Origin of the sequence: Collinsella sp. HCP28S3_B9 (genome assembly GCF_052066095.1) — a bacterium.
Lineage (GTDB): Bacteria > Actinomycetota > Coriobacteriia > Coriobacteriales > Coriobacteriaceae > Collinsella.
Map to the genome: position 1 here is coordinate 1 of NZ_JBQHST010000015.1, position 24,836 is coordinate 24,836.

The following is a 24,836-nucleotide window of genomic DNA, read 5'->3' on the forward strand; positions in this document are numbered from 1 at the left end:
GGACATGTCGAAGCTGGAGGAGATGGACGAGCTGAGGGGAAAGACGGAGGGCTAGAAGAGGACGGGGCCGGAGACGGCTAAATCAATTTGCGAAAGAATCTTGACGGTACCCCTTGATCGCTCACTTAATCTAATAAGAAATTGAGCGAGGCCGGAGCTTTAGCTCCGGCCTCCTTATATAAGGGCTCGGCAACACCGATCCGGGACCGGACATATAGATTTACCTGCGCATTTTCAAATTCGAAAACTTTTTTGAAAAAAGTGCTTGCACAGTTCTCGAATCATAGGTTATTATCTTCCTCGTTGAAAGCGCGGGTCCAACAAAACGAACTGCGAATCAACAATATAGCATGTCGGAGTGGCGGAATTGGCAGACGCGCTAGCTTGAGGTGCTAGTGACCGCTTTTTGGTCATGCGGGTTCAAGTCCCGCCTCCGACACCATCGCATTTGAGAAGCCTCTTCGGAGGCTTTTTTGTTACCGATAGACGGTGAGGTTCACGATGGAAACGCTTGAGCGCAATGAGTGGGTTGACGTTGCCCAATTGGTCGATATTACGAGCGATGCTGTCATTATCTGCGAGCTCGACGGAACCATTTTGCATGTAAACAATCGCTTGCTCGACTTGATCTGCGAGGAACGTTCCGATGTGATCAACGGGGACGTTAAAGATCTCTTGTACTCGTCAGCATTTGAACGCGCGACAGAACATCGTCTTCCTTTTGAGACCAATGGTACCGAGAGCGAGTTGATGCTTAAGCTCAGTGACGGCTCCTTTATTCCCGTCCTAGTTTGTGCCGGCTCGGTTACGCCGCCTCGTATCTTTGGCCGCCATGCGCCGCGTGTTCTCGTGGCGCTCCATAGTATCGAAGAGCAGTATTCGCATGACCGTCAGCTCAAGCGTGCGCTTTCGGAGCTCAGAGTGGCGAATAAGCGCCTCTCGGGCACGTTGTCGGTCATTATGAGCACGGTGGGCTCCGATGAGCTGCCTAGTTTGTTGGATACCGTTTTGAACCAGCTTGTAGGAACCCTCGATGCCTCGGGTGCTGCCATCTATTTTTCTGAGAGCGGCGGCTTTAAGCTTCGCGGTGTTTCCAAGGAGCTGTATGACAGCTACCTGCCCGAGTTTATGCCGTATGGTGCGGGTATCCCGACGTATGTGCTCCGTGAGTCTCGTGCCTGCCGCCTGTCGATTCAGCAGGACCTTGAGGGCGATAGGATTGCCTCGGGTATGTTCATGGACCTGGACAATCGTTCTAAGCACCTGCTACGCATGCAAGATATGCCTCCATACCGCAGCGAGATATGTCTTCCCGTGTTTTATGGCACTCAGGTGCTCGGTGTGTTGGAGGTCGGTTGGAAACGTCCGCAGGCGCCGCTTGCCTATGATGTCAACGTGCTCGAGGTCATTTGCGATTATCTCTCCATCCAACTAGTCGGCATGGCATCGAGTCTACGTTCACGTCGCACGGCAGAGCTTGGCCGTTCTCTCAACGTGCTGCGCGATGAGTTGTTTGCCTATCTCGATGATCCTATTGCCGCCTCGCGTGCGGTATCGACCGAAATCTGCGCTGTGCTCAGTTGTCATTTCTGCCCCGTGGAGTATGATGCGGGCCTCGAAACCTATGTCATCGATTTTGAAGGCGGCAGTCGTGTGGCATTGCCGGGCGATCCGGAGTCACTCTTCTTTTCTGTCACGACGCCGGCGGCGCGCCTGGGGGCAATTTCCGATGGATTTGAGACATCGGTGCTGGGCGGGACGAGCGCCGACGACCTCAAACACGTGCGCCTTACGCGCGTGGACGAATCCACGACTATGGGCGCATGGTTGAGAGCCCACGGCCTGCCGTGTCAGGGACTTTATGTCGACTCCGGTATCGAGGCGGGGCGCTGCCACTCGGAGGCGGATGGTACGCGAAGCAACGATGCAATCGTGCCCGCTGATATCGCCAAGGGACCGACGAGGCGCGTTTTGCTGCTCCGTGATGGCAGCCAGGAGCCAATCGACGACCTTGAATACGACTACATGGTGCATTTGGCACACGACTTTGAGCTGATCTATGAGGGCGAGTCTCAAAAGCGTGAAGAGCGTCATATCGCTCAGACGCTTCAGATTGGCATGAGAAATTCGCTAGGCGACGTTCCGGGCATCGCAACCGATTCGGTATACCTGTCGGCAACGAATTCGGCGTTGGTCGGTGGTGACTTCTATACGCTTGTCCGTCTTCCCGACGATTGCGCCGTTATGATATTGGGCGATGTCTCCGGCAAAGGAATTGAGGCGGCGTCGATGTCGGCGCTCGTCAAGACGGCGTTGACGGCTTATGCCTGGGAGGGTGCGGGACCCGCTCGCATGGCCCGCTCGCTCAATAGCATGCTCATGGGCTTTTCGAGGGTCGAGACGTTTGTGACGGCGTTTATCGCCAAGATTGATCTTAAAGCGGGCCGCGCCACCTATTGCTCTGCGGGACATCCTCCCACTATGGTCATTAGGCCGTCGTCGACGCCGCATGGCGGAGGAGAGACCTGCGGGGGAGAAGTGGAGCTCCTTGGGTGCCAATCGGGCGTGATCGGTGCCTTTGAGAGCATGGTGTACGAGACGGGCGTGTTTTCGTTCGATCCTGGTGACATGCTGTTTATGTATACCGACGGAACGATCGAAGCACGCGACCGCTCGGGTGCTTTCTTTGGCGAGCAACGCCTGCGCGACCTTCTACTCTCTGTTTCGGGTGAGGGCGTATCGGGCATCTGCGGTAAGGTCTTGGGCGAGCTTGACCGCTTTACCGACTCGGCGCTGGACGATGACATTGCATTGGTGTCCCTTGAGTTTTTACGGGGTCGATCGTAGGTCGCGACGTTGGGCATACAGAATCCTAACGGTTGCAGAAAAGTGTGCATCGAGCGAGCTCTTTTGGGGAACCATGGTCGCATGAATGAGTGGAATGACATAGCGGTTTTGACGCCACCGGGCGATATCGATATCGCCTCGGTGCCCGAGCTGCGCCGACGGTTGGATAATTTAATCGACCGGGGCGTGCGCCGTGTTGTCATCAATTGCCAGACCGTGGCTTTTATCGACTCGACGGGTTTGGCGTTTTTGCTTACGCGTGCCAGAGAGCTTATGAGACGAGAAGGGCTGCTTTCGCTTGTTAACGCCTCCGATGAGGTCGTTCGCTTTTTGGAGATTGCCCGACTTGTCGACATCCTTCATGTTGCGGGTCCGGTGCGGGAGTCGATTCCCGCCATTCCGGTGGGGGAGTTGCCGCGATGGAGCAAGAGCGTCAAGGTGCAGCGAGGCATCGAGAATCTCCCGTATTATCGGCACCGTGTGGCCGAGATTCTCGAATCGCTTCCCCTGAGGCGTGATGAGCGCTATGACGTCGCATTAGCGTTGGGGGAGGCATTGGGTAACGCATATGACCATGCGGGCGGTGTTGGCTGCATCCTGACGGTTCAGGCCTATGGGGACCGTGTTGTGCTTGAGGTGCTTGATCGAGGTTCTGGCTATTCTATCGATGGGGCGAGCGAACCGATGGCATCCGAGGAACGCGGACGAGGTATCAAGCTTATGCGCATGCTCGTCGATAATGTGGAGGTTGCCCGTCGCACGGATGGTGCCGGCACACGCGTTCGGATGGTGAAGCTGTTTAGCTCGGCATTGGAATCGTGCGCTTAGCGCCTTGGGTTGACATGATTTTCCTGCGTGAACTTGCTTTGGGCAACTTTTTTGAAAAAAGTACTTGCGTCTTTTGGATAACTCGCGTAAATTAATAACCCGCAAGCGGACATGGCTCAGTTGGTAGAGCACAACCTTGCCAAGGTTGGGGTCGCGGGTTCGAGCCCCGTTGTCCGCTCCATTGCATTTCCGGACCGTTCTTAACGGTCCTTTTTCGGCGAAGTGGCCAAGTGGTAAGGCAGAGGCCTGCAAAGCCTTTACCCCCGGTTCGAATCCGGGCTTCGCCTCCAGGCAACATCCGGGCGCTCCGGCGCCCGTTTTGTTTTACATATGCGGACATGGCTCAGTTGGTAGAGCACAACCTTGCCAAGGTTGGGGTCGCGGGTTCGAGCCCCGTTGTCCGCTCCAAGCACAACAGCCCGACTACCACGGTAGCCGGGCTTTTTCGTACCCATTGCAGAGGCTCGAACCCGAGAGGGAGCGAGCGTTAAGCAAACGCGGAGCGTTTGTAGCGAGCTGGCGAGGTCGCCGGCAGGCGGCCGAAGCCGGTGCGGATCCGCGAAGCGGATACGCGGATGCCCCGTTGTCCGCTCCAAGCACAACAGCCCGACTACCACGGTAGCCGGGCTTTTTCGTACCCATTGCAGAGGCTCGAACCCGAGAGGGAGCGAGCGTCTTGGGGCGTGGCCGTGGCGTTGTTTGCCGCGAATAACAGCTTTGGGCGTATCATCGTGGGCATTACCCAGCAGATGGACTATCTTGAGCGGCTGGGCATCGAGGCCATCTGGCTGAGCCCGTTTTACCCATCGCCTCTTGTCGATGGTGGCTATGATGTGGCGGACTACTGCGATGTCGACCCACGTCTCGGCTCGCTTGACGACTTCGATGACATGGTCGCTGCGGCTCACGCGTGCGGCATCAAGGTCATCGTCGACATCGTGCCCAATCATTCATCCAACCAGCACCCCTGGTTCAAAGCCGCTCTTGCCGCCGGCCCTGGATCGCCCGAGCGCGCCCGTTATATCTTCCGCGATGGTCGCGGCGAACATGGCGAGCTGCCTCCCACCAATTGGAATGCCAACTTTGGCGGCCCCGCCTGGACGCGTGTTGCGGACGGTCAGTGGTAGCTGCATATGTTTATGCCCGAGCGGCCGGACTTTGTCTGGTCATGCCCCGAGGTTCATGCGTTCTTTTGCGACGTCCTGACGTTTTGGAGCGATCGAGGCGTTGATGGCTTTCGCATTGATGTGGCGCACGGTCTCGCCAAGGACCTCGACCGCGATGACCTTGACCGGTGGCATCTCGCCGAGCGCGATGACATGGTTGACGACGGCACCCATCCGCTGTGGGACCGCAACGAGGTCCACGAGATCTATCGCGCGTGGCGACGCGCTATGCCCTGCCGCAAATCAAGGCGACGCGCTACCACCAGATTGCGCTCGACTGGCTCTTACGCGACGGGTCGTCTTATGACGAGGACCGTGAACTCGGCGAGCGCCGCGCGCGGGCGGCCCTTTTGCTTGAGCTGGCGCTTCCGGGCTCGGCATACGTGTATCAGGGTGAGGAGCTCGGCCTTTTTGAGGTGACTGATGTCTTCGTGAGGTTCGCGAGGGCGTCGCAAAACTTTTCAAAAAAAGTTCTTGCATAGGATGCGGGCATCACGTAAGATTAATCCCCGTAAGCGGACATGGCTCAGTTGGTAGAGCACAACCTTGCCAAGGTTGGGGTCGCGGGTTCGAGCCCCGTTGTCCGCTCCATTTGGGCGTTTAGCTCAGGGGGAGAGCGCTTCCCTGACACGGAAGAGGTCACAAGTTCAAATCTTGTAACGCCCACCAAATGTTCGCAGTCCAGAGGCTTTGCTTCTGGACTGTTTTGTTATAAACACACATAATATGCCGTCAAATTATCGACCTCGGTCGCTTTTTCACGTTGCATTTGCTGCCCAGCATAATTTGTCGTTATTGGCCTCTTGGTCTCGTGGGAGATGATTATTTTGATCATAACCGTGCACGTCGCCCGCGTTTCCATGGTTGACCCCCGTGCAATCTTTTATGGTGATCGGTTTTGGCGAGATTGCCTTCCAGGGAGGATTCGGAACGATTGAAGGCCGTACGTTCTTCGCGCGCTGGGCGGGCCTTGTCACAAAGGGGTGGGCTTTTGTGGTTATCGCCGGTGTGCTGCTCGATCCCTTTACAGCGGCTCTCGGCCGCATGATAGCTCGCGAAGAGAACTAATAGCTCCTCGCCTATCGAATGCCGGCGGACGGGGTGTCGGGGCTGTAGTCTTCCGAGCGTTTGCAGCCCCGTCGCTCCGTCCGCCGGCATTCGACCGCAACATGTTGGTCAAGCATAATCTTTTGGATTCTTTTCGCGTGAGCGGCTTGGTTTTGGTAGGATTTGTCGGCGGCTTGACTAGGGGGTTTTATAACTGCCTTGCAGGTAGCCGCGTTGGTAACGTTTTACCGACTTGCCAAGAAACCCTCATAATTAATGTGTCTGTAAAATGACCAATTGCTTTGACCTGCTGAAACACTATATGTTGTGTTTGACCTAAAAAAAGAATACAGGATATAGAGGCGTCTTTGTCGTATGATAGATGGCGGACAGAGAACGAAGACCTTGTTCGTCCCATTTGGACACGCCTTTGAGCCGCTTGATCGGCCGCGAGGATTGTCCGCATGAGGACCTATGGTTTATCGAGAACACAGATTGCGCGACGGCGCCGCAAGACAGGGACAAGCCCTGCCAGGCATCGTTTGGCTCTGAAGCGCAATGGGATTACGACGCGAAAGAGGCAAGAGGATGAAGATCATCAAGCGCAGCGGCACCGAGGTTGCCTTTGACATCGATAAGATCGTCAATGCGATTCGCGCCGCCAACTTGGAGGTCGAGGAGGGCTCTCGTCTTACCGACCGCCAGGTGATCTACGCGGCGCAAAACGTCGCCGAGGCATGTGAGAAGGCCGGCCATACCGTATCGGTCGAGGAGATCCAGGATCTGGTCGAGGACGAGATCATGCGTCTCGACTGCTATGAGGTCGCTCGCCGCTACATCATCTATCGTTATGTTCAGAGCCTGAAGCGCCAAAAGAACACGACCGACGACAAGATCCTGTCGCTGATCGAGTGCAATAACGAAGAAGTTAAGCAGGAGAACTCCAATAAGAATCCGACCGTCAATTCCGTTCAGCGCGACTATATGGCCGGCGAGATTTCCAAGGACCTGACCCAACGCGTGCTGCTGCCCCAGGAGATCGTGGATGCCCATAATGAGGGCCTGATCCATTTCCACGATTCGGATTACTTTGCCCAGCACATGCACAACTGCGATCTGGTGAACCTGGAGGACATGCTCCAGAACGGCACCGTTATCTCGGGCACGCTGATCGAGAAGCCGCACAGCTTCTCGACCGCCTGCAACATCGCGACGCAGATTATCGCCCAGGTTGCTTCCTCCCAGTACGGCGGTCAGTCTATTTCGCTGACCCATCTCGCCCCGTTCGTTGAGGTGAGCCGTCAAAAGATTCGCGGCGAGGTTGCTCGCGAGCTTGATGAGCTCGGTGTTTCGGCATCTGCCGAGAAGGTTCGCGAGGTCGTTGAGGAACGCCTGCGCGATGAGATTCGTCGCGGCGTCCAGACGATTCAGTATCAGGTCGTGACCCTTATGACCACGAATGGCCAGGCGCCGTTCGTGACGGTCTTTATGTATCTCAATGAGGCCCGTACGCCCCAGGAGAAGCACGACCTTGCCATGATTGTGGAGGAGACGCTTCGTCAACGCTATGAGGGCGTTAAGAACGAAGCCGGCGTGTGGATCACCCCGGCGTTCCCCAAGCTCATCTACGTGCTCGAGGACGATAACATCCGCGAGGATTCGCCGTACTTCTATCTGACCAAGCTCGCCGCCAAGTGCACCGCCAAGCGCATGGTGCCCGACTACATCTCCGAGAAGAAGATGCGCGAGCTCAAGCTGTCTAAGGGCGAGACCGCCGGCAACGGCGATTGCTATACCTGCATGGGTTGCCGCAGTTTCCTGACGCCCGACCGTTCGGGCAACGGCTTTAACAATGTCGCCAACGCTCTCAACTATGACCCGACCAAGCCTAAGTACTATGGTCGCTTTAACCAGGGTGTTGTGACCATCAACCTGCCCGATGTTGCGCTGAGCTCGCATCAGGACATGGACAAGTTCTGGAAGATCTTCGATGAGCGCCTTGAGCTGTGCCACCGCGCCCTGCTGTGCCGTCATGAGCGCCTGATGGGCACGCTTTCGGATGCTGCGCCGATTCTTTGGCAGTACGGTGCCTTGGCGCGCCTTAAGAAGGGCGAGACGATCGACAAGCTGCTCGTGGGCGGTTATTCCACCATTAGCCTGGGTTACGCCGGTCTGTATGAGTGCGTCAAGTACATGACGGGCCACAGCCACACCGAGAAGGAGGGCACGCCGTTTGCCATGGCCGTCATGCAGCACATGAACGACAAGTGCGCCGAGTGGAAGGCCGAAAGCGATATCGACTTCTCGCTGTACGGCACCCCGCTTGAGTCGACGACCTACAAGTTCGCCAAGTGCCTGCAGCGCCGTTTCGGCATTATCCCGGGCGTGACGGACAAGGGCTACATTACTAACAGCTATCACGTCCACGTGTCCGAGGAGATCGATGCCTTCGACAAGCTTAAGTTTGAGGGCATGTTCCAGCAGCTTTCGCCGGGCGGTGCTATCTCCTACGTTGAGGTTCCCAACATGCAGGACAACCTCAAGGCGGTCATTCGCGTAATGCAGTACATCTACGACAACATCATGTACGCCGAGCTCAACACCAAGAGCGATTACTGCCAGGTGTGCGGCTATGACGGCGAGATTCGCATTGTCGAGGACGATGGCAAACTGGTGTGGGAGTGCCCCAATTGCGGCAATCGTGACCAGGAGAAGATGAATGTCGCCCGTCGCACGTGCGGCTACATCGGTACCCAGTTCTGGAACCAGGGTCGAACCGAGGAGATCCGCGACCGCGTGCTACATCTCTAATAACCATCCCAGGCTGCCCCGTAGCGAGGCCCCGGACCTTTACTCGCTATTTCGGACAGTCCTGGCTCACGACGGAGGCGCCACTGGCGCCTCCTGTTCGTGCGGAACTCATGTCGAGCAAAGGTCCGGGGCCTCGCGACGGGGCAGCCAAGTTGATGTAGCTGAGATGCAGTATGCGGTCTGCTCACTCCTCGAAGTTCTTGGCAGAAATAATTCGAGCTGCAGCTGCGATTTACTTGCGATGGCGGTTGAGCCGCAACCTAGTTTTTATTGGACCTCGAACCCTATGCTCGATGTTCGCTTTGTTCACCGAGTGTCGCTCGCGAGGGATCTGGAGCATATCGTCCCGCCCGCAGTTTCGCAGGCCGAAGGCCGAGAATGTTTGAGGACGGGATGATATGCTCCAGACCCCCAGGAAGGTTACCTATGAACTACGCGAACATTAAGTATTTCGATATTGCTGATGGAGAAGGCGTTCGTACTTCTCTGTTTGTGAGTGGGTGCCGTCGTGGGTGCAAGAATTGTTTTAACTCCGTCGCGTGGGACTTTGCCGCGGGTGAACCGTTCGATCGTGCCGTCGAGGACAAAATCATCGAGAGTCTTGATCATCCCTTTATTGATGGCCTGACGATTCTGGGCGGGGAGCCTATGGAACCCGAGAACCAGGCGGGGCTCGTTGATTTTATCGAACGCGTGCGTGCGACCTACCCTGTGGAGTCTGGGAAGACCATTTGGTGCTTTACCGGTGACGTGCTCGAGGAACTAATGCCGGGTGGCCGTCACCATACCGACGTGACGGACCGTATCCTTGCTTGCCTCGACATGCTGGTAGACGGTCCGTTCGTTCAAGATCTGTACGACATCTCGTTGCGCTTTAGGGGCTCGAGCAATCAGCGCGTGATCGACATGAACGCCACGCGCGCTCGTGCTGCGCGCGAGGGCGTTGCGCTTTGCGACGCTGTGGAGCTTTGGCGGGACGATCCGGTCTATTCGACCCATACTATGTAGCTGGAAGAGGTTGCGTGCCAGCGTGGTACCATAGCGCGAACGCGAAATTGAAAAAAGTGAGGCCCAGATGGTCGATCAGGAAAAAGTCGAGACTGCTATTAAGCTGCTGCTTGAAGGTATAGGCGAGGACCCAACTCGTGAGGGCCTGCTGGAGACCCCGGCACGCGTCGCCCGTATGTATGGCGAGATTGCCGGCGGTATGGGCCGGAGTGCCGAGGAGCACCTGTCCAAAACCTTTGCCGTCGCTTCGAACGATTTGGTTATCGAGCGCGATATTACGTTTTACTCGCTGTGCGAGCACCATCTGCTGCCGTTTTATGGCAAGGCTGCGATCGGCTATATCCCTAACGGTCGCGTGGCGGGTCTGTCTAAGCTTGCTCGCACGGTTGAGGTCTATGCCCGTCGTCTGCAGCTGCAGGAGCAGCTGTGCGCGCAGGTTGCCGATGCCCTCATGGAATATCTTGCTCCCCAAGGGGCGATCGTGCTGATGGAAGCCGAGCATATGTGCATGACCATGCGCGGCGTGCAAAAGCCCGGTACCAAGACCGTAACGCTTGCTCGTCGCGGTGTCTTTGAGACCGATCCCGCGCTTGAGGAGCGATTCTTTAGGATGCTGGGCCGCTAACCATGAGAGTCGTCAACGACTTTACATCGAAGACCGATGAGGGGACGCCGCGTCGCGGCTTTATGGCTTCGGGCCTGACTCCCTTTGGCGCCATGCCTCGCATTGATTACATTTGTGCCAACGGGCTGTTCCGGCGGCACCTGGGCAACATTGCACAGTTGGAATCGGGGCGTATCTTCTGCCGCCACGGTATTGACCATCTGCTGGATGTCGCGCGCATTATGTGGATTAAGAATCTTGAGGAACAGCTCGAATTTGACCGCGAGGTCATATACGCCACGGCACTTCTTCACGATATCGGCAAAGATGAACAGTATGAATCGGGTATATCCCATGATGTTGCAAGCGAGCGCGTCGCTGATGCGATTCTTGGCGGCATGCCCGATGACGTGGCATTTGATCCGGCCGATGCCGCGGCCATTAAGACGGCCATTTTAGGCCATAGAAAGCTGCGCGTGAACAGCCAACCGCTTGAGCGTCTGCTCTATGCAGCTGACAAAGCGTCGCGCGCCTGCTTTGCATGCCCCGCGCGCAATGCCTGCAACTGGAGCGATGATAAAAAGAACCTGTCGATTCGCGTGTAGTTGGTTTGCGTGGTCGGGGTTCTAAACGAAGGAGACGATCGCGATGACCAACAAGAAACTGCCCGAGAATGCAACCAAGACTGAAGGCGCCGAGCTCGCCCGCCGTGGAAGGGGCGAAATATCCACCGCAACGGCGGTGCCCCACGTGAGCTATGACGATCTGCGCCATGCCGATCGCATCACCGTTGAAGGTCTTGAGGTCTTTGCCAACCACGGCGTGTATCCCGAGGAGAACGCCCTGGGCCAGAAGTTCATCGTGTCCTTGGTGCTCTATGCCGACCTGCGTGCAGCAGGGGAGCACGATAACCTGGATGCCTCGATTGACTACGGCTCGGTGTGCCACGATGTCGATGGCTATCTGCGCGAGCATACGTTTAAGCTCATCGAGGCCGCAGCCGAGGGCGTGGCCTCGATGCTGCTACGTCGTTACCCTCTGCTGCTCGGCGTGCGTGTTAAGCTCGATAAGCCTTGGGCGCCCGTCGGTCTTCCCCTGGCAAGCTGCGGTGTCGAGATCGAGCGCGTGCGCTAACCGGTTCTAATACGTCTCTATGGGTGGCTGCTTGAGCCGCTGCGACAGAGCTCTATTGTTGGGGCAGTACGTGTCGAGCAGGGCGTGAAACCGCTGATTGTGGCTTGGCTCGAGCAAGTGGACGAGCTCGTGGGCGACAACCATGTCAAGGCACTCGACGGGGTAGGCGGCAAGCTCGCGTGCGATGCGAATGGCACCGGTTTTGGGCGTACACGAGCCCCAGCGCGTTTTCATGCTGCGCACGGAAGCGCGGGAAGCGACGACACCCATTGCGATTTCGTATGTGCGCACCATATCGCGCAGCGCCGTGGTGACCTCGGATGTATAGAGCTGGTCGATGCGGGCTTGGAGCTCATCGGGCGTTAGGCCGTCGAGGATTGCGTGCCCCTTGGCCTGTGGGTGTTCGTCTGGCTCGTCGGTACCCATAAAACTTGCGAAGGTGGCCTGTTTGGGTCGCGGTGCGGGTGATGCAAAGTTGTGATCGAGCGCATCTTGTACCGTGATGGGCTTGCCCCAAAGCGCAATGATGGACGAGGGGCTGAGCGGCTCTTGCGCCGTCGCCTGACGTTGCTCGCGCTGGGCAAGTTGGCTGATAATCCAGGCGCTGTTGCGCTTCACAAATGCTTCGATACGCTCACGGCTGGCGCCGAGCGGTGCGCTTGCGTGGACCTCACCGCTCGATGTGACGCGTAGGTTGAAGTTCTTGACACGCTTTTTGGTAACGACGACGGGGATGGGCATCCCATCCGGTCGGGATACGGAAATCGTAAACTGCTGCGTCAAAAGCGGTCCTTCAGATTGGGGACGGGCCGGTATGTCGACCGTTCGGCATGCCGGCCCGCTCAAGGGATGTGAAATTAATAACGCTCAAAGAAGGCAAGCGCGTTGTCGCTGCAGAGCTTTTGCATCACGGTCTTGCCAAAATGCTTGGAGAGCATGTTCTGGAACTCGGGCATCTTGCTGGCATCGGAGAGGAAAGCGGGCACCGTGGCGCCGTCCCAGTCGCCGCCGAGCGCGATGACGTCCTCGCCGCCCAGGTCGAGCCAGTGCTCGATATGTGCCGCTAGCTGATCGAAGGTGACGTCTGCGGCGGTCTTGTCGGTTGCGTCGTTGGAAAGGAACTCGCTGCAGTAGTTGAGGCCGACGATGCCACCCATGTCGCGAATGGTGCGGAACTGGTCGTCGGTAAGGTTGCGTTTGGCGCCGCAAACCGCACGGGAGTTGGAGTGGCTGGCGACGAAGGGACGCGTGGCGCGGGCGGCGACCTCGTCAAAGCACTCATCGTTGAGATGGGAGACGTCAAGCACCATGCCGGCGTGCTCCATCTGCGTAAGTGCCTCGATACCGGCGGCGGTGAGGCCGGCGTGGGTATCGTGTCCGCTCGCGAGCGGCCCCTGCGCGTTCCAGCTGAGTGACGACATGAGTACGCCCAAGCTCTTGAGCACCTCGATCAGCGCGGGGTCCTCGGCAAAGAACGTGGCGTTTTCGATGGTGTGGATGCAGGCGACCTTGCCGTCCTTGAGCGCGTGGCGAATGTCAGCGGCGCTGCGCACGTTGACCATGCGGTCGTGGTTGAGCATTGCCTGGCCGCTCATATGCGCCATGATCTGCGCCTGGAAGCGCGCGGCGTGGGCGGAGGGAATCTCGTCGGGGATAAACGTGGCGAAGCACTGTGCCCACGGCGTGTTGCCGATCTTTGCGAGCGAGATGGCGCAGGCATTGCCCTCGATGAGGTCGAAATCTTGCGGATGCGTCTCGTCGCCGGGGAAATAACCGTCGGTGCCGGCGGTAAAGCTCAGGTCGAGATCGAGTGTGGCCCAGCCGATGCGGTCGGCGGTGTCGCAGTGCAAGTCAAATACGGGATATGCCATGGTTCCTCCGGTTGCAGCGTTTCTTTGCAAACTGTCTTCGAATTGTATGACTAGGGTATAGTTAGCGCCATACGTTCATGGCGGCCCGCGTTGTGTGCCGCCCTTATCACGGAGGTTTCCATGTCCAACCAGGGCAAGAAGGTCAAGACCCATTATCGCGGCACGCTCGACGACGGCACGCAGTTCGATAGCTCCTACGATCGCGGCGAGCCGCTGGAGTTCACCTGCGGTGCCGGTCAGATGATCAAGGGCTTCGATGCCGCCGTTGTCGACATGCAGGTGGGCGAGAAGAAGTCCGTGCACATTCCTGCTGCCGATGCCTACGGCGAGCACAATCCCGAGATGGTTATCACCTTCCCGGCCGAGCAGGTTCCCAACATCGAGCAGATCGAGAAGGGCATGAAGCTCTTCCTGTCCACGCCGAGCGGCATGCCTGTCCCTGCCGTTGTCATCGATGTGACGCCCGAGGCCGTGACGCTCGATGCTAACCACGAACTGGCCGGCAAGGATCTCAACTTTGATATCGAGCTCGTCGAGGTCGAGGGTTAGAGTATGCCTGAACGCTTGGTTTCGACGACATGCTTGGGAAATCTCAACGATCCGTCCTATGAACTCCTGCTTCGTCGGGAGCTGGGTGGCATCTTTGAAGTTGACGAGCTGCTGCTCGATTGGGACCAGGCTGATGTATGCGCGTTTGCGGGCGTGACGGAGCTGGGGCGCACGGTCGATGTTCGGCTGGATACTGCCGACGGCAGTCGTCTTGCCGACGGCGACGTGCTCGCCATCGACCGTTCGGGCATGGTGCCCGTGGCGGTTGTCGTGCGCCTGCGCAGCGCCGAGGTTTATTTGGTCGAAGTCGACCGCATGGATCCGATTGCGCTCGCGCATGCGTGCTGGGAGATCGGCAATATGCACGCGCCGCTTTTCCGAGGCGATTCGGACGAGCATACCGTGCGCATGTATACGCCGGTGCAGCCTGTTTTGGGCCGCATGCTCCGGGGTGTCGAGGGTGTTCGGCTCTCGGTGGTTACCCGTGAACTCGATACGGACCGGCGTTTTGCGTCGAGTGCGGCGTATGCCGTTGTGAGCATGGCTCCCGACTTTACGATCGTAAAAAAGGCGCGCGGTTAACGTCCGTATGAGCAAGACGGACTTTGAGAGGCAGCTATTCAAAGTCCGTCTTGCTGTTGATGAGGTACTGTGGGGGAAAGCATATGGGTCTTGAGGGAATCAAGCTGATTGCATGCGATTTGGACGGCACGTTGCTGCATCCGGGGGAGTGCGAGCCGCGTTCCGAGGCCTTTGAGCTTATCGATGAGCTGCATCGTCGTGGCATCGTGTTTATGCCGGCGAGCGGCCGTCAATATGCGAGCTTGCGCTATCTGTTTGCCCCGGTGGCCGATGAGCTCGCCTATGTATGCGAAAACGGAGCCCTCGTGATGAGCGAGGGGCGTGCCGTTGTCAAGCGTTCCATGGAGCGTAACCTTGCTATGGATATCGCGAATGCCGTGGTTGCGTATCCCCATGCCGACGTGACCCTTTCCTGCGAGGGGCACCTCTACACCATAAGCGGCAACGATGCATTCGTCGACCATTTGCGCTACGAGGTCCATTGCGATGTGGCGGTGGTCGAACGTCCCGAGGACATCGACGAGGACGTCATTAAGATCGCGTTTCAAACGCCCGAGACAGAGCAGCCGGCGGCGCTGGAGTATTTCGTCCGTCGCTTTGGCGACCGGGTCGATGTGATGACGTCGGGAACCGAATGGACCGACTTTATCGGCTTTGATTCGGGCAAGGGGTCCGCGCTTGCCGATTATGGTCGTGCGCTGGGGATCTCACCTAACGAAATGATGGCGTTTGGCGATAATGAAAACGACCGCGACATGCTCAACGTGGTGGGCCATCCCTATCTGATGGAGAGCTGCAATCCCAGTATGCGCGGTATCAACGACCGCGTCCGTTACGTGCGCACGGTCGAAGAAGAGCTGCGTCGCCTACTTGCTGAGTAGACATTTGGGACATGCCTGGAAATCTTTCTTTTGCCGCAATCGGTGAAAAGTTGATTTTAAGGCATGCCCCAAAATCTACCTACAGTTGGGGCAGAGGCCCTCGAAGATGGTGTAGTGCGAGCTGACGCTCCATCCGATTTGTTCGGATGCCCTGGCGTCGAGCTGGGTATTGAAGGGGAGCGGCACATCGATGACGCGGCCACACGAGGTGCAGATGATATGCGCATGCGGCTCGATGGCACGATCGAAGCGGCTGCCGCCCGGCGTTTTAATCGAGAGAATCTCCCCGGCATCGGCCAAGAGATTGAGGTTGCGGTAGACCGTACCGCGGCTGATTTTGTCATCCTGTTCACGCACAGCGTTGTAGATCTCTTCGGCGGTGGGATGGTTGTAGCTTTGGCGCACGGCATCAAGAACTAGCTTTCGCTGCCTGGTATTCCTTCTTTGCACCGCCATGCGCCTCGCCTCTTTTCTATTAACGGTCGTAGGTAAATGATACCGTATTTAGCACACAATACTAATAATGAGGAGTGAAACCGTCTTCATTGGCAAGTGGGGCTCGGACCTGGGCGTCTACGAGGCGAAAACGCGTTCCCATGCGCTCGTAGGAGGCATGAAGCGCCTCGAGATGAGATAGGATGTTTGCCGGAGCTCCCTGTATCTCCATCTCGACTGAGCCGTCTTCCATGTTACGCACCCAGCCGGTGAGTGCGCGTGCCTGCGCGAGGTTGGTGTTGGTAAAGCGAAAACCAACGCCTTGGACCTGTCCCTCCCAGCGCAGGAAATAGCGCAGGGGAGTGTCTTGAGTGGCCTCGTCGCTTGCGAGCACAGTAAGCCTGCGGCGCAGCTCGAGCTCGACGTTTGATGGTTTTTGAGGCTCTCGACTGCCGCCGGTGACGCTGGAGAAGAACGTATCGAAGAAGCCCATCGCTAGGCCTGCTTGACAGAATCGGCGGGGAAGGTAATGCCGGCCTGTTGGCGCACGGCATCCATGATGCGCAGCGAGACAAGCGTGACATCGCGATAGTGGCCAAGCTCGTGACGTCCCGCCGGGGTCTCCCAAATCTCTTCCTTGACGTTATCGATGCCGCCGATGGCGGTGATAAAGTCTGCGAGTTCGTATTCCATGGTGTTGCTCGATTTGGGCAGGTCGAGCGCGCGGCCGTTGTCGCTCTGTTCGCGCGGCGCCTCGGTCGCCGAGCCGCGTACGACATCGCCGCGATAGTCGATACGGACGTTGCGGGGCGTGGACAGATGGTCAATCTGGATAGTGCCACGCTCGCCTTCGATCTGCGAGGGCAGTAGGTCATTCGTAATTTTGGAGTGCGCGAGCTCGACGGAGATACGGCCACCGCCGTAGCTGGCGAGGATGGAACCGCAGCCATCGATGGGGCCATGGGTGAGCTCTTGCGTGGTGGGGTCGAGCAGAGTAGCCATGCTCGTAAGGCCGGAGGGCATGCCGAAGATCTCGACCATGGGCTCGACGGTGTAGACGCCAATATCCATGAGGGAGCCCGAGGCCATGTGGCAGTCGAAGATGTTGGTGGCGCGCCCCGCGAGAACTTCGTTGTAGCGCGAAGAATACTTGCCAAAGCGCAATGAGGCGCGACGAATGGGCGCAATCTCGCCCAGGGCGTCCTCGATGGCGTGGAAGGCGGGATCGTGGAGGGGACGCATGGCCTCGAGGGCCACGACACCTGCTGTCTCGGCGGCGCGGAAGACTTCCAGTGCCTGTGCTTCGGTGGCGCAGAAGGGCTTCTCGACGATGACGTGCTTGCCGCTGGCGATGCAGGCAAGGGCCTGCTCGTAGTGAAGTGCGTTTGGGCTGCCGATATAGACGGCGTCGACGTCGGCGGCTGCTGCAAGCTCATCAAGTGAAGTAAAGTTTCGCTCGCCGCCGTGCTCGGCAGTAAAGGCGGCGCCGCGCTCGGCGTTGCGCGAGAGCGTGCCTACGAATACAGCCTGGTCGTTGGCATTGACGACCTGGATAAAGTCGTCGGTGATCATGGATGTGCCGATGGTCGCGATGCGCAGCATACGTCCCCCTTGCGTTGTTTTGGTCTACAGGATGAGTGTAGCGCGTGGGGATATAAAGCTGCGCGAAAACGCTATTACAGGTCGCTCTCGTTAAAGCCGGTGTCGATATCGAGGTTGGCTCCATCGGCCGCGGTGGTGGCGAGCTCGTCGCAGCGCTCGTTGAGCTCGTGGCCGGCATGCCCCTTAACCCAGATGAACTCCACCTTATGCTTGCTCTTTGCGGCAAGCAGGCGCTCCCACAGGTCGCGGTTCTTAACGGGCTGCTTGTTGGCAGTTTTCCACCCGCGCTTTTTCCAGCCGTCGATCCAGTGCCTGTTAAAGGCGTTGACGACGTACTGCGAGTCGGAGTGGACCTCGACCTCGCAGGGACGGTTGAGCGCCTCGAGCGCCACGATGACCGCCATGAGCTCCATGCGGTTGTTGGTGGTCTTGGCGTAGCCACGCGAAAGCTCGGAGGTGAAGGTCTTGCCGGCGGGGTTGGTGTATTTGAGCACGGCGCCGTAGCCACCGCGTCCCGGATTGGATCGAGCCGAGCCGTCGGTATAGATGATGACCTTCACAGACTTCCTTTCGTCGAGTTCCTCTCTTGCGGCTGTCTATTGTATCGCCGGTCCATCCTGTTTTATGCGAGGCGCGCCGCTCCACAAGGATGGTGGAGACGTTGTCGCCAAGAAAGATGGGCGACCTGAATTGTCAAGAGCTAGAGGGCTTTTAAATCTGCCATTTCTATCCCGTCCCCAAATGGTTGGTTTTCGTGGATGATGCGTTCGAGTTCGTCGAGGTATTGCCGCAGCAGGGGAGAGGGCTTGCGCTCATCGTGCATGATGTAGCCCACGCGCATCGTTGGGGCGTCTGCCAACGGGATCGATGCCATGCCCCATTTCATTTCATTGGAGAGGACACCGGTCGACAAAGTGTAACCGTTCGACGTGATGAGCAGATTGGTGAGCGTGCCACGGTCGGACACGCGGATGTTGCGGTCGCAGGGGATATAGCTAAACGGCTCTTCGGCGTAATAGAAGGAGTTTGAGGTCCCCTGCTCAAAGCTGTAGCGCGTATAGGGCGTAAGGTCGGCAAGCGATAGCTGGGGGCGGCGTGCGAGCGGATGGCGCTCGCTAACGAAGACGTGGACCGTTGCATCGAAGAGGGGATGGAAGCTTGCGCGGGCGTCGGCGAAGGCCTTCTGCAGGACGCGGGCGTTAAAGTCATCCAGATACAGAATGCCGATATCGCTGCGAAATGCGCGGACGTCGTCGATGATCTGTGACGTGGTGGTCTCGCGCATGATGAACTCGAACTTACTGTCGCGGCAGCGCTCGACGACGTTGACAAAGGCCTCGACCGAAAAAGCGTAGTGCTGGGCCGAGACGGCAAGGCGTGCCTGGGGTGTGCCGCCGTCCTCGTAGCGGGCCTCGAGCATATCGGCCTGCTCTACGACCTGGCGCGCATAGCCTAACAGCTCGGTGCCGTCGTTGGTGAGTGTGACGCCGCGGCTGGAGCGCGTAAAGATTTCCAGGCGGAGCTCCTGCTCTAGGCTTTTGACGGCGTTGGAGATATTGGATTGCGCGGTATAGAGGCGCTGAGCTGCGGCGTTAATTGAGCCGGATTCTGCCACGGCGATAAGAAAACGAAGCTGCTGGAGGGTCATCGGCACCCGTCCTTTCGATAGCTATCTAAAAACCCGATAACAGGTTAGCGCTTTTAAGTGATTGACCGCGCGAAACAATGCTCGTACTATTCAAAACACACAAAGGCGGTAGGTAATTAAGCCGACCACGAGAACGGGATGTCAAAAGGAGGACCGCATATGAACTGCTTACTAAGACGAATGCCGGGCTCCTGCTTGCGCCCGTCGGCGTGATCAGGAGACAGCGGCTTACTTCTCTTACTCTTATTACTTTTGTTTGATCAAGGAGATCATCATGAGCCAGTTTATCAACAACCCCGAGCACACCTTTGGTTTCGACACCCTGCAGCTGCACGTTGGCCAGGAGAGCGCCGACCCCGCATCTGATTCCCGCGCCGTGCCTATCTACCAGACCACGAGCTATGTGTTCCGCAACTCCCAGCACGCTGCTGACCGTTTTGGCCTTGCCGACGCCGGTAACATCTACGGTCGTCTGACCAACTCCACCCAGGGCGTCTTTGAGGATCGCATCGCCGCGCTCGAGGGCGGCGTTGCAGGTCTTGCCGTCGCCTCTGGCGCCGCCGCCATCACCTATACCTTGCAGGCCCTCGCTCAGGCCGGCGACCATGTGGTGGCCCAAAAGACCATCTACGGTGGTTCCTACAACCTGCTGGAGCACACGCTCTCCCAGTTTGGTGTCGAGACCACCTTCGTCGATGCCCACAACTTGGACGAGGTCGAGGGTGCCATCAGGGACAACACCACGGTCATTTACCTCGAGACGCTCGGTAACCCCAACTCCGATATCCCCAACATCGACGCTATCTCCGAGGTCGCTAAGAAGCATGGTCTTCCGGTTGTTGTCGATAACACCTTCGGCACCCCGTATCTGTTCCGTCCGCTGGAGCACGGCGCCAACATCGTCGTTCACTCTGCAACTAAGTTTATTGGCGGCCACGGCACCTCGTTGGGCGGCGTGATTATCGATGGCGGCAACTTTGACTGGAAGGCGAGCGGCAAGTATGCGCAGATCGCCGAGCCCAATCCCTCCTACCATGGCGTCTCGTTTACCGAGGCCGCCGGCCCCGCTGCCTTCGCGACCTATGTCCGTGCTATCTTGCTGCGTGACGAGGGCGCCTGCATTAGCCCGTTTAACGCCTGGGTCCTGCTCCAGGGCACCGAGACCCTGTCGCTACGCGTTGACCGCCATGTCGAGAACACCAAGAAGGTCGTTGAGTTCCTGATCGGTGACGGCCATGTTGCCAAGGTGAACCACCCGAGCCTGCCCGAGCACCCCGACCATGAGCTGTACCAGAAGTATTTCCCCCGTGGCGGCGCCTCGATCTTCACCTTCGAGATCAAGGGCGGCCAGGAGGCTGCTTGGAAGTTCATCGACCACCTGCAGGTGTTCTCGCTGCTCGCCAACGTGGCCGACGTCAAGTCGCTCGTCGTGCACCCGGCTACCACCACGCACTCCCAGCTCTCTTCCGAGGAGCTTGCCGAGCAGAACATTACGCCCTCTACAATCCGTCTTTCCATTGGTACCGAGAACGCCGAGGACATCATTTGGGATCTGAAGCAGGCCTTTGCCGCGCTGGACGAGTAAGGCGACTTGTGCAAGGGCCCCTTGCGACTCGATAGGTATAACTGCATAAAATGCCTGCTCAAGGCGCCTGCGCGAACAATGGTTGCGCAGGCGCCTTTTTTGCATAGGAAGGGCGCTATTACAGGGTTTTTGGCATGCTTTATGCATGCGAGTTGTGGAAAACTCCTGTTGAGAGGATGTGAGTTTTACGCAAATGACGTGCACCTTTTGAGAAAAACCGCAGGTCGCGATTTACTCGGGGTACTATGCAGCGCGATCGAATCACACGCAGCTTAAACGCAGCAAAAACTCACTACGGAGGTTTCCAGCTACATGAGGATCGATTCACGAAAACCGAAGGCCGCCGCCCTTTCTGCCACGCTTGCCGTGGCGCTTTTAGTGGGTGCCGGCGTAACCGATGCCTACGCGGCAACACTGTCCGACGCGGTCGGATCCACGCCGTCCGAGGCGACCCTGATGCAGCCCGTCGACTATCGTAGCGACGGCTTTGGCTCCATGCAGGAGTGGAACGTCTCGATGGGGGCCAAGCGCGATTCCCTAGAGGTCCGCGCGCAGATCATCATGAACATGTACGGTGACTATGCCACCGATGACGAGCGCGCTGTACTGCAGGGTTGTATCGACGGTGCGGGCAGTCTTTTGACGATGGAGGAGGTCGACGCGAAGTCGGCCGAGCTCGACGAGCTTCGCTCCACGCTCGAGGATGCTAAGCGCGAGGCGCTCGAGGCTGCGGCCGTCGAGGCAGAAGCTGCCGAGGCCGTTCAGGCTTCGTATTACAACGCCGGCTCCGGCTCGTCTTACGCGTCTGCTGCGTATTACGCGAACGGCTCGGGCCTGACGCGCTCGAGCGGCGTCAATAACTACAACGGTCGTCGCGAGACCTATTACAGCAGCAACGTGCTGTATCACCACCGCACGGGTGAGTGGACGCTGGATTCCGAGGGCTTTTGGCGTGATTCCGACGGCTACTACGTGGTGGCTGCGAGCGATAAGTCCCAGGGCTCGACCTTTACGGGCTCTAAGGGCGAGTGCAAGGTCTACGATTCGGGTTGCGCAGCCGGAACTACCGATTACTACACCGGTTGGTAATCTGTCGGCATCGATTGCACATGATGGACGGGCGTCTTTACCGAGCTTTCGGGCAATGTAGGGGCGCCCGTTTTTATATGCATTTGGGTTAACAGAGCCCTTACCATGGCACTACGTTGGGCATATGGGCGCGGGGCACACTAAGTCATGAGAAACAAGGTCTTTCTCGTGGAGGAAGTGATCCCATGAACGCTCGAGATGTCGCTATTGCCGTCGTTGCCCTTTTGATCGGATGTCTTGGTCCGACGGCGGCGTTAGTTGCCGGCTTGCAGTCCACTACGGGTGCCGCTCCTGTGGTTGTGAGCGCCTTGATTGCAGCGGCGCTGTTGGGAAGCGCCGGCGTGGTGCTTTGCCGCGATGACGAGGACGAGGCCCCGGAGTCGCAAAACGAGCCTCAGTTTTAGCCTCGGCCTAAATGCGACAGGCCTTCGCGAGCGATGGGATCCTCGCGAAGGCCTGTCTGCTTGCATTGCGCGCGTCGCCGTGCGGACGAGGCTACCAGCTGCTTTCTATTTCGCGAATCCTCTGGTAGAGCCAATCGTTTTGCGGCACTTGGATATCGTGTTTGGCGGCCAGGCGGCAGATGGTGCCCGCGAACTCATCGACTTCGGTTTTACGTTGTGCGATGCGGTCCTGCGCCATCGAGGGCATGCCGGCGGGATCGATTCCCTCGATGAGGTGCACCATCTGCGTCAGGTCTGCCTCGGTCAGCTCAACGCCCTCGGCGTTGGCGACCGCAAGTGTCTCGCGCATGGCGGAAACAAAGCAGCGACGCTGCTCGGAGTCCTGTTCCGTGGCGCTCCCGTACGTGCCGCCGTAGGCCATGCAGGTCTGGTTGATGCCATCGTTGAGCATGAGTTTGGCCCACATGCGGTGCGCAATGTCGCTCTCGACGGTATGGGCGATGCCGCAGCGCGTGTAGAGCTCATCGATGGCGGTGACGGTTGCGGGCTCGGTGCCTGCTGCCGCGCCAAAGCGAATCTCGCCCGCATTGGTAAAGGTAAGCGCGCCGTTAAGGAATACGGCGTCCATGCCCTGGCAGATGCCCAGGACGGTGTGCTTCCAGCCAAAGCGCTCGGCTATTTTTTGCTCGCTCGTAATGCCGTTGCACAGCGAGGCGATGAGCGTGTTGGGTCCCACGACGCGCTCCATAGTCTTGAGTGCTTGGTTGAGCCCCGTCGTCTTGACCGTGAGAATGACCAGATCGGCGGGCGTTGCCTCGCTGGCGCGGACGGACTTGAGCGTGCAGGGCTTTCCGTTGACGGTGAGCGCATCGCCCACGTGGCGCTCGAAACGCGCGTCATCCATGACGTATTCGACGGCATCGTTGCCGAGGGTCTTGGCAATCATGCTGCCGTAGAGCAGGCCGACGCCGCCCTTGCCGATAAAGGCGACCTTGTTGATCTGCATGTGAATCATCTCCCCATATAAAAGGCGCCCGCATATGGGGCGCCTGATGGATTGTATGCCGCTGGGGCATGTGGCGTACACCGGAGGCTGAATTTAGAAGAACAAATGCATGGGAACTTATGCCGCGGGGCAGATGGCAAAAACGCGCGCGGGATATCCAACGCCATCGCGCACCTTGGGGAAGGTGCAGAAGATGACGGCGCCTGTGGCAGGAAGCTCGTCCAGATGGTCCATGACCTCAATCTGATATCGGTCAACCGAGAGGATGTACTGCTCGCCGGGGTAGGGGTAGGCGTCCTCGCGTGTGGTCACGCTCGCCTCCTTTCATCGGGCTTTTTGCTGATGTTAAAGCGGTGCCGTGACAGCTCGATTTCTGCTGCGTTACGATACGTTCTCGATTGCGATTCCACGATGTTTCGGCCGCGTGACCATTGTGTTTCGCTTTGCCGGGGCGCTGATGGCGAAGGGAGGGGCCGTGCAATACCGCGTTGACCCCAAAAGTGGTAACCGAATATCCGCTCTCGGTCTGGGCTGCATGAGATTTCCTGGTGCGCCGGGACGTCCGGATGCGAAGACAGCCGATACTATCATTTCCCGTGCGGTGGAGCAGGGGATTAATTATCTGGATACCGCGTATCTCTATCCCGGTAACGAGGCGTGCGTGGGCGCCTCGCTTGAGCGCTTGGGGCTGCGTGACCGGGTGTTGCTGGCGACGAAGTTGCCGCACGCCTCGTGCAAGTGCGCGGATGATTTCGACCGCATCTTCGATGAGCAACTGCGTCGGCTGCGGACCGGCCATATCGACTATTACCTCATGCACAACATCACCTCGCCCGCCCAGTGGGGGCGCGTGGTGGCACTGGGCATCGAGGACTGGATTGCGCGCCAAAAGGCTTCGGGGCGTATTCGCCAGATAGGTTTTTCGTACCACGGCAGTGCGGCGGATTTCCTGACGATGCTTGACGCGTATGACTGGGACTTTTGCCAGATCCAGTACAACTACGCTGGAGAGCGCTACCAAGCGGGAACGGCTGGACTCATGGCAGCCGCCGAGCGCGGGCTCGCGGTGTTTGTAATGGAACCGCTTTTGGGTGGACGCCTGGCGGGCAAGCTGCCTCCGCGGGCCCGCGCCGTGCTCGATGACGTACGCGATCCGTACCTGAAGACGCCGGCTGCTTGGGGCCTTTCGTGGGTGTGGAATCATCCTCAGGTGACGATGCTGCTTTCGGGTATGACCGATACCGCGCAGGTGGATGAGAACGCGGCGTTGGCCGATCGGGCCCTGCCGGATTCGATGACAGCTACTCAGCTCGATGCCATCGCGCACGTGCTGACGGAGTTTGAAAAATCGAATCGCGTGCCCTGCACGGGATGCGGTTACTGCATGCCGTGTCCTAAAGGCATCAATATTCCTGGATGTTTTGCCGCCTACAACGCAAGCTATGCGCACAGCTGGTTTACGGGTCTATCGCAGTACTTTACGGCGAGCGCGGTGCGCACAAGCGATCCCAAGTTGGTGAGCAATTGCGTCAAGTGCGGCAAATGCGCACGCCGCTGCCCACAGCACATCGATATCCCCGAGTGTCTTGACGATGTGCGCCGACGTTTCCAGCCTGGCCCCGTGACGGCGGCGCTTAAGGCCTTCGGCAAAACGCGCTCCTCATGACCCTTTTATAACTTGCGGTGGAATAGTTCCTGTTTGCGGCAGAATAAGGCATCAACAGGAACTATTTCACCGT

25 protein-coding genes, 6 tRNA genes and 1 pseudogene are annotated in these 24,836 nt (G+C 58.2%); 23 read left to right on the forward strand and 9 right to left on the reverse strand.

Annotation, left to right across the window (positions count from 1 at the left end):
- Positions 1-352: 352 nt before the first annotated feature.
- The 16 genes and pseudogenes from ACTNBB_RS04935 (at position 353) to folB (ending at position 11,445) form a co-directional block, all read left to right on the forward strand.
- Positions 353-442: transfer RNA gene (locus tag ACTNBB_RS04935), tRNA-Leu, on the forward strand.
- 59 nt (positions 443-501) lie between these two features.
- Positions 502-2,847: a GAF domain-containing SpoIIE family protein phosphatase gene (locus ACTNBB_RS04940; protein ID WP_441056930.1), complete on the forward strand. Its 2,346-nt coding sequence runs from the start codon at positions 502-504 to the stop codon at positions 2,845-2,847.
- 81 nt (positions 2,848-2,928) lie between these two features.
- A complete protein-coding gene (locus ACTNBB_RS04945; RefSeq protein ID WP_441056932.1) occupies positions 2,929-3,675 on the forward strand; it encodes an anti-sigma factor antagonist in 747 nt (248 codons plus the stop codon).
- A gap of 105 nt (positions 3,676-3,780) precedes the next feature.
- Positions 3,781-3,856 (forward strand) — tRNA-Gly (locus ACTNBB_RS04950).
- A gap of 35 nt (positions 3,857-3,891) precedes the next feature.
- Positions 3,892-3,965, forward strand: a tRNA-Cys gene (locus ACTNBB_RS04955).
- Positions 3,966-4,007: 42 nt separating this feature from the next.
- A tRNA-Gly gene (locus tag ACTNBB_RS04960) sits at positions 4,008-4,083 on the forward strand.
- Positions 4,084-4,424: 341 nt separating this feature from the next.
- Positions 4,425-5,024, forward strand: a pseudogene (locus tag ACTNBB_RS04965) (alpha-amylase family glycosyl hydrolase); the annotation flags it as partial.
- A gap of 32 nt (positions 5,025-5,056) precedes the next feature.
- Positions 5,057-5,323: a hypothetical protein gene (locus ACTNBB_RS04970; RefSeq protein WP_441056995.1), complete on the forward strand. Its 267-nt coding sequence runs from the start codon at positions 5,057-5,059 to the stop codon at positions 5,321-5,323.
- Between the two features lie 33 nt (positions 5,324-5,356).
- A tRNA-Gly gene (locus tag ACTNBB_RS04975) sits at positions 5,357-5,432 on the forward strand.
- Between the two features lie 3 nt (positions 5,433-5,435).
- Positions 5,436-5,510 (forward strand) — tRNA-Val (locus ACTNBB_RS04980).
- Between the two features lie 204 nt (positions 5,511-5,714).
- Positions 5,715-5,909 (forward strand): hypothetical protein, encoded by a 195-nt coding sequence (locus ACTNBB_RS04985; protein WP_195838587.1) that lies wholly within the window; start codon positions 5,715-5,717, stop codon positions 5,907-5,909.
- Between the two features lie 567 nt (positions 5,910-6,476).
- On the forward strand, positions 6,477-8,699 hold the full coding sequence (gene nrdD / locus ACTNBB_RS04990; protein WP_441056934.1) for an anaerobic ribonucleoside-triphosphate reductase: 2,223 nt from the start codon (positions 6,477-6,479) through the stop codon (positions 8,697-8,699).
- Between the two features lie 426 nt (positions 8,700-9,125).
- Positions 9,126-9,707, forward strand: a complete 582-nt coding sequence (nrdG, locus tag ACTNBB_RS04995; RefSeq protein ID WP_427727760.1) for an anaerobic ribonucleoside-triphosphate reductase activating protein — start codon at positions 9,126-9,128, stop codon at positions 9,705-9,707.
- Positions 9,708-9,774: 67 nt separating this feature from the next.
- Entirely contained in the window at positions 9,775-10,332 is a 558-nt protein-coding gene (gene folE / locus ACTNBB_RS05000) for a GTP cyclohydrolase I FolE (protein WP_427718613.1), read from the forward strand.
- Positions 10,333-10,334: 2 nt separating this feature from the next.
- Positions 10,335-10,916, forward strand: a complete 582-nt coding sequence (locus ACTNBB_RS05005) for an HD domain-containing protein (RefSeq protein WP_195838586.1) — start codon at positions 10,335-10,337, stop codon at positions 10,914-10,916.
- A gap of 43 nt (positions 10,917-10,959) precedes the next feature.
- A complete protein-coding gene (gene folB / locus ACTNBB_RS05010; protein WP_441056936.1) occupies positions 10,960-11,445 on the forward strand; it encodes a dihydroneopterin aldolase in 486 nt (161 codons plus the stop codon).
- 6 nt (positions 11,446-11,451) lie between these two features.
- Here the strand turns inward: folB and ACTNBB_RS05015 are convergent, their stop codons facing one another.
- Both ACTNBB_RS05015 and ACTNBB_RS05020 read right to left on the reverse strand, forming a co-directional pair.
- The gene (locus ACTNBB_RS05015) at positions 11,452-12,228 is read right to left on the reverse strand and encodes a M48 family metallopeptidase (protein ID WP_441056938.1); all 777 of its coding nucleotides are present in this window, start codon (positions 12,226-12,228) and stop codon (positions 11,452-11,454) included.
- 74 nt (positions 12,229-12,302) lie between these two features.
- Positions 12,303-13,316: a dipeptidase gene (locus ACTNBB_RS05020; RefSeq protein WP_441056940.1), complete on the reverse strand. Its 1,014-nt coding sequence runs from the start codon at positions 13,314-13,316 to the stop codon at positions 12,303-12,305.
- A gap of 120 nt (positions 13,317-13,436) precedes the next feature.
- On the opposite strand from ACTNBB_RS05020, the gene ACTNBB_RS05025 reads away from it, so the two are divergent.
- The 3 genes from ACTNBB_RS05025 (at position 13,437) to ACTNBB_RS05035 (ending at position 15,328) form a co-directional block, all read left to right on the forward strand.
- Entirely contained in the window at positions 13,437-13,865 is a 429-nt protein-coding gene (locus ACTNBB_RS05025) for an FKBP-type peptidyl-prolyl cis-trans isomerase (protein ID WP_427727768.1), read from the forward strand.
- A gap of 3 nt (positions 13,866-13,868) precedes the next feature.
- Positions 13,869-14,447 carry an urease accessory protein UreE gene (locus ACTNBB_RS05030; RefSeq protein WP_441056942.1) on the forward strand — a complete coding sequence of 193 codons (579 nt, stop codon included), beginning with the start codon at positions 13,869-13,871 and terminating at the stop codon, positions 14,445-14,447.
- A gap of 83 nt (positions 14,448-14,530) precedes the next feature.
- Positions 14,531-15,328, forward strand: coding sequence for an HAD-IIB family hydrolase (locus tag ACTNBB_RS05035; protein WP_441056944.1), 798 nt, complete (start codon positions 14,531-14,533; stop codon positions 15,326-15,328).
- 75 nt (positions 15,329-15,403) lie between these two features.
- Here the strand turns inward: ACTNBB_RS05035 and ACTNBB_RS05040 are convergent, their stop codons facing one another.
- From ACTNBB_RS05040 to ACTNBB_RS05060, 5 genes are all read right to left on the reverse strand, one after another.
- A complete protein-coding gene (locus ACTNBB_RS05040) occupies positions 15,404-15,784 on the reverse strand; it encodes a Fur family transcriptional regulator (RefSeq protein ID WP_427718597.1) in 381 nt (126 codons plus the stop codon).
- Between the two features lie 61 nt (positions 15,785-15,845).
- A complete protein-coding gene (locus ACTNBB_RS05045) occupies positions 15,846-16,256 on the reverse strand; it encodes an acylphosphatase (protein ID WP_441056947.1) in 411 nt (136 codons plus the stop codon).
- A 2-nt stretch (positions 16,257-16,258) separates the two neighbouring features.
- Positions 16,259-17,365: a Gfo/Idh/MocA family protein gene (locus ACTNBB_RS05050; RefSeq protein ID WP_441056949.1), complete on the reverse strand. Its 1,107-nt coding sequence runs from the start codon at positions 17,363-17,365 to the stop codon at positions 16,259-16,261.
- 74 nt (positions 17,366-17,439) lie between these two features.
- A complete protein-coding gene (gene rnhA, locus ACTNBB_RS05055; RefSeq protein ID WP_427747971.1) occupies positions 17,440-17,925 on the reverse strand; it encodes a ribonuclease HI in 486 nt (161 codons plus the stop codon).
- 140 nt (positions 17,926-18,065) lie between these two features.
- Positions 18,066-19,013: a LysR family transcriptional regulator gene (locus tag ACTNBB_RS05060; RefSeq protein ID WP_441056951.1), complete on the reverse strand. Its 948-nt coding sequence runs from the start codon at positions 19,011-19,013 to the stop codon at positions 18,066-18,068.
- Positions 19,014-19,287: 274 nt separating this feature from the next.
- Between ACTNBB_RS05060 and ACTNBB_RS05065 the strand changes: the two genes are divergently transcribed.
- The 3 genes from ACTNBB_RS05065 (at position 19,288) to ACTNBB_RS05075 (ending at position 22,091) form a co-directional block, all read left to right on the forward strand.
- Positions 19,288-20,598: an O-acetylhomoserine aminocarboxypropyltransferase/cysteine synthase family protein gene (locus tag ACTNBB_RS05065; RefSeq protein ID WP_441056953.1), complete on the forward strand. Its 1,311-nt coding sequence runs from the start codon at positions 19,288-19,290 to the stop codon at positions 20,596-20,598.
- A 312-nt stretch (positions 20,599-20,910) separates the two neighbouring features.
- Positions 20,911-21,687: a hypothetical protein gene (locus ACTNBB_RS05070; RefSeq protein WP_441056955.1), complete on the forward strand. Its 777-nt coding sequence runs from the start codon at positions 20,911-20,913 to the stop codon at positions 21,685-21,687.
- Positions 21,688-21,872: 185 nt separating this feature from the next.
- Positions 21,873-22,091 carry a hypothetical protein gene (locus ACTNBB_RS05075; protein WP_441056957.1) on the forward strand — a complete coding sequence of 73 codons (219 nt, stop codon included), beginning with the start codon at positions 21,873-21,875 and terminating at the stop codon, positions 22,089-22,091.
- Between the two features lie 91 nt (positions 22,092-22,182).
- Here ACTNBB_RS05075 and ACTNBB_RS05080 read toward each other — a convergent pair whose 3' ends face one another.
- Together ACTNBB_RS05080 and ACTNBB_RS05085 are read right to left on the reverse strand one after the other, a co-directional pair.
- Positions 22,183-23,097, reverse strand: a complete 915-nt coding sequence (locus tag ACTNBB_RS05080; protein WP_441056959.1) for a ketopantoate reductase family protein — start codon at positions 23,095-23,097, stop codon at positions 22,183-22,185.
- A gap of 117 nt (positions 23,098-23,214) precedes the next feature.
- Entirely contained in the window at positions 23,215-23,409 is a 195-nt protein-coding gene (locus ACTNBB_RS05085) for a hypothetical protein (RefSeq protein ID WP_154517383.1), read from the reverse strand.
- A gap of 163 nt (positions 23,410-23,572) precedes the next feature.
- On the opposite strand from ACTNBB_RS05085, the gene ACTNBB_RS05090 reads away from it, so the two are divergent.
- Positions 23,573-24,763 carry an aldo/keto reductase gene (locus tag ACTNBB_RS05090; RefSeq protein WP_441056962.1) on the forward strand — a complete coding sequence of 397 codons (1,191 nt, stop codon included), beginning with the start codon at positions 23,573-23,575 and terminating at the stop codon, positions 24,761-24,763.
- Positions 24,764-24,836 lie beyond the last annotated feature (73 nt).

What these genes read in the sequence shown, in the direction of transcription:
- ACTNBB_RS04940 (WP_441056930.1), top strand. Translation starts at nt 502, where the DNA reads ATGGAAACGCTTGAGCGCAATGAGTGGGTTGACGTTGCCCAATTGGTC.
- ACTNBB_RS04945 (WP_441056932.1), top strand. Translation starts at nt 2,929, where the DNA reads ATGAATGAGTGGAATGACATAGCGGTTTTGACGCCACCGGGCGATATC.
- nrdD (WP_441056934.1), top strand. Translation starts at nt 6,477, where the DNA reads ATGAAGATCATCAAGCGCAGCGGCACCGAGGTTGCCTTTGACATCGAT.
- nrdG (WP_427727760.1), top strand. Translation starts at nt 9,126, where the DNA reads ATGAACTACGCGAACATTAAGTATTTCGATATTGCTGATGGAGAAGGC.
- folE (WP_427718613.1), top strand. Translation starts at nt 9,775, where the DNA reads ATGGTCGATCAGGAAAAAGTCGAGACTGCTATTAAGCTGCTGCTTGAA.
- ACTNBB_RS05005 (WP_195838586.1), top strand. Translation starts at nt 10,335, where the DNA reads ATGAGAGTCGTCAACGACTTTACATCGAAGACCGATGAGGGGACGCCG.
- folB (WP_441056936.1), top strand. Translation starts at nt 10,960, where the DNA reads ATGACCAACAAGAAACTGCCCGAGAATGCAACCAAGACTGAAGGCGCC.
- ACTNBB_RS05020 (WP_441056940.1), bottom strand. Translation starts at nt 13,316, where the DNA reads ATGGCATATCCCGTATTTGACTTGCACTGCGACACCGCCGACCGCATC.
- ACTNBB_RS05025 (WP_427727768.1), top strand. Translation starts at nt 13,437, where the DNA reads ATGTCCAACCAGGGCAAGAAGGTCAAGACCCATTATCGCGGCACGCTC.
- ACTNBB_RS05030 (WP_441056942.1), top strand. Translation starts at nt 13,869, where the DNA reads ATGCCTGAACGCTTGGTTTCGACGACATGCTTGGGAAATCTCAACGAT.
- ACTNBB_RS05035 (WP_441056944.1), top strand. Translation starts at nt 14,531, where the DNA reads ATGGGTCTTGAGGGAATCAAGCTGATTGCATGCGATTTGGACGGCACG.
- ACTNBB_RS05040 (WP_427718597.1), bottom strand. Translation starts at nt 15,784, where the DNA reads ATGGCGGTGCAAAGAAGGAATACCAGGCAGCGAAAGCTAGTTCTTGAT.
- ACTNBB_RS05045 (WP_441056947.1), bottom strand. Translation starts at nt 16,256, where the DNA reads ATGGGCTTCTTCGATACGTTCTTCTCCAGCGTCACCGGCGGCAGTCGA.
- ACTNBB_RS05050 (WP_441056949.1), bottom strand. Translation starts at nt 17,365, where the DNA reads ATGCTGCGCATCGCGACCATCGGCACATCCATGATCACCGACGACTTT.
- ACTNBB_RS05060 (WP_441056951.1), bottom strand. Translation starts at nt 19,013, where the DNA reads ATGACCCTCCAGCAGCTTCGTTTTCTTATCGCCGTGGCAGAATCCGGC.
- ACTNBB_RS05065 (WP_441056953.1), top strand. Translation starts at nt 19,288, where the DNA reads ATGAGCCAGTTTATCAACAACCCCGAGCACACCTTTGGTTTCGACACC.
- ACTNBB_RS05070 (WP_441056955.1), top strand. Translation starts at nt 20,911, where the DNA reads ATGAGGATCGATTCACGAAAACCGAAGGCCGCCGCCCTTTCTGCCACG.
- ACTNBB_RS05075 (WP_441056957.1), top strand. Translation starts at nt 21,873, where the DNA reads ATGAACGCTCGAGATGTCGCTATTGCCGTCGTTGCCCTTTTGATCGGA.
- ACTNBB_RS05080 (WP_441056959.1), bottom strand. Translation starts at nt 23,097, where the DNA reads ATGCAGATCAACAAGGTCGCCTTTATCGGCAAGGGCGGCGTCGGCCTG.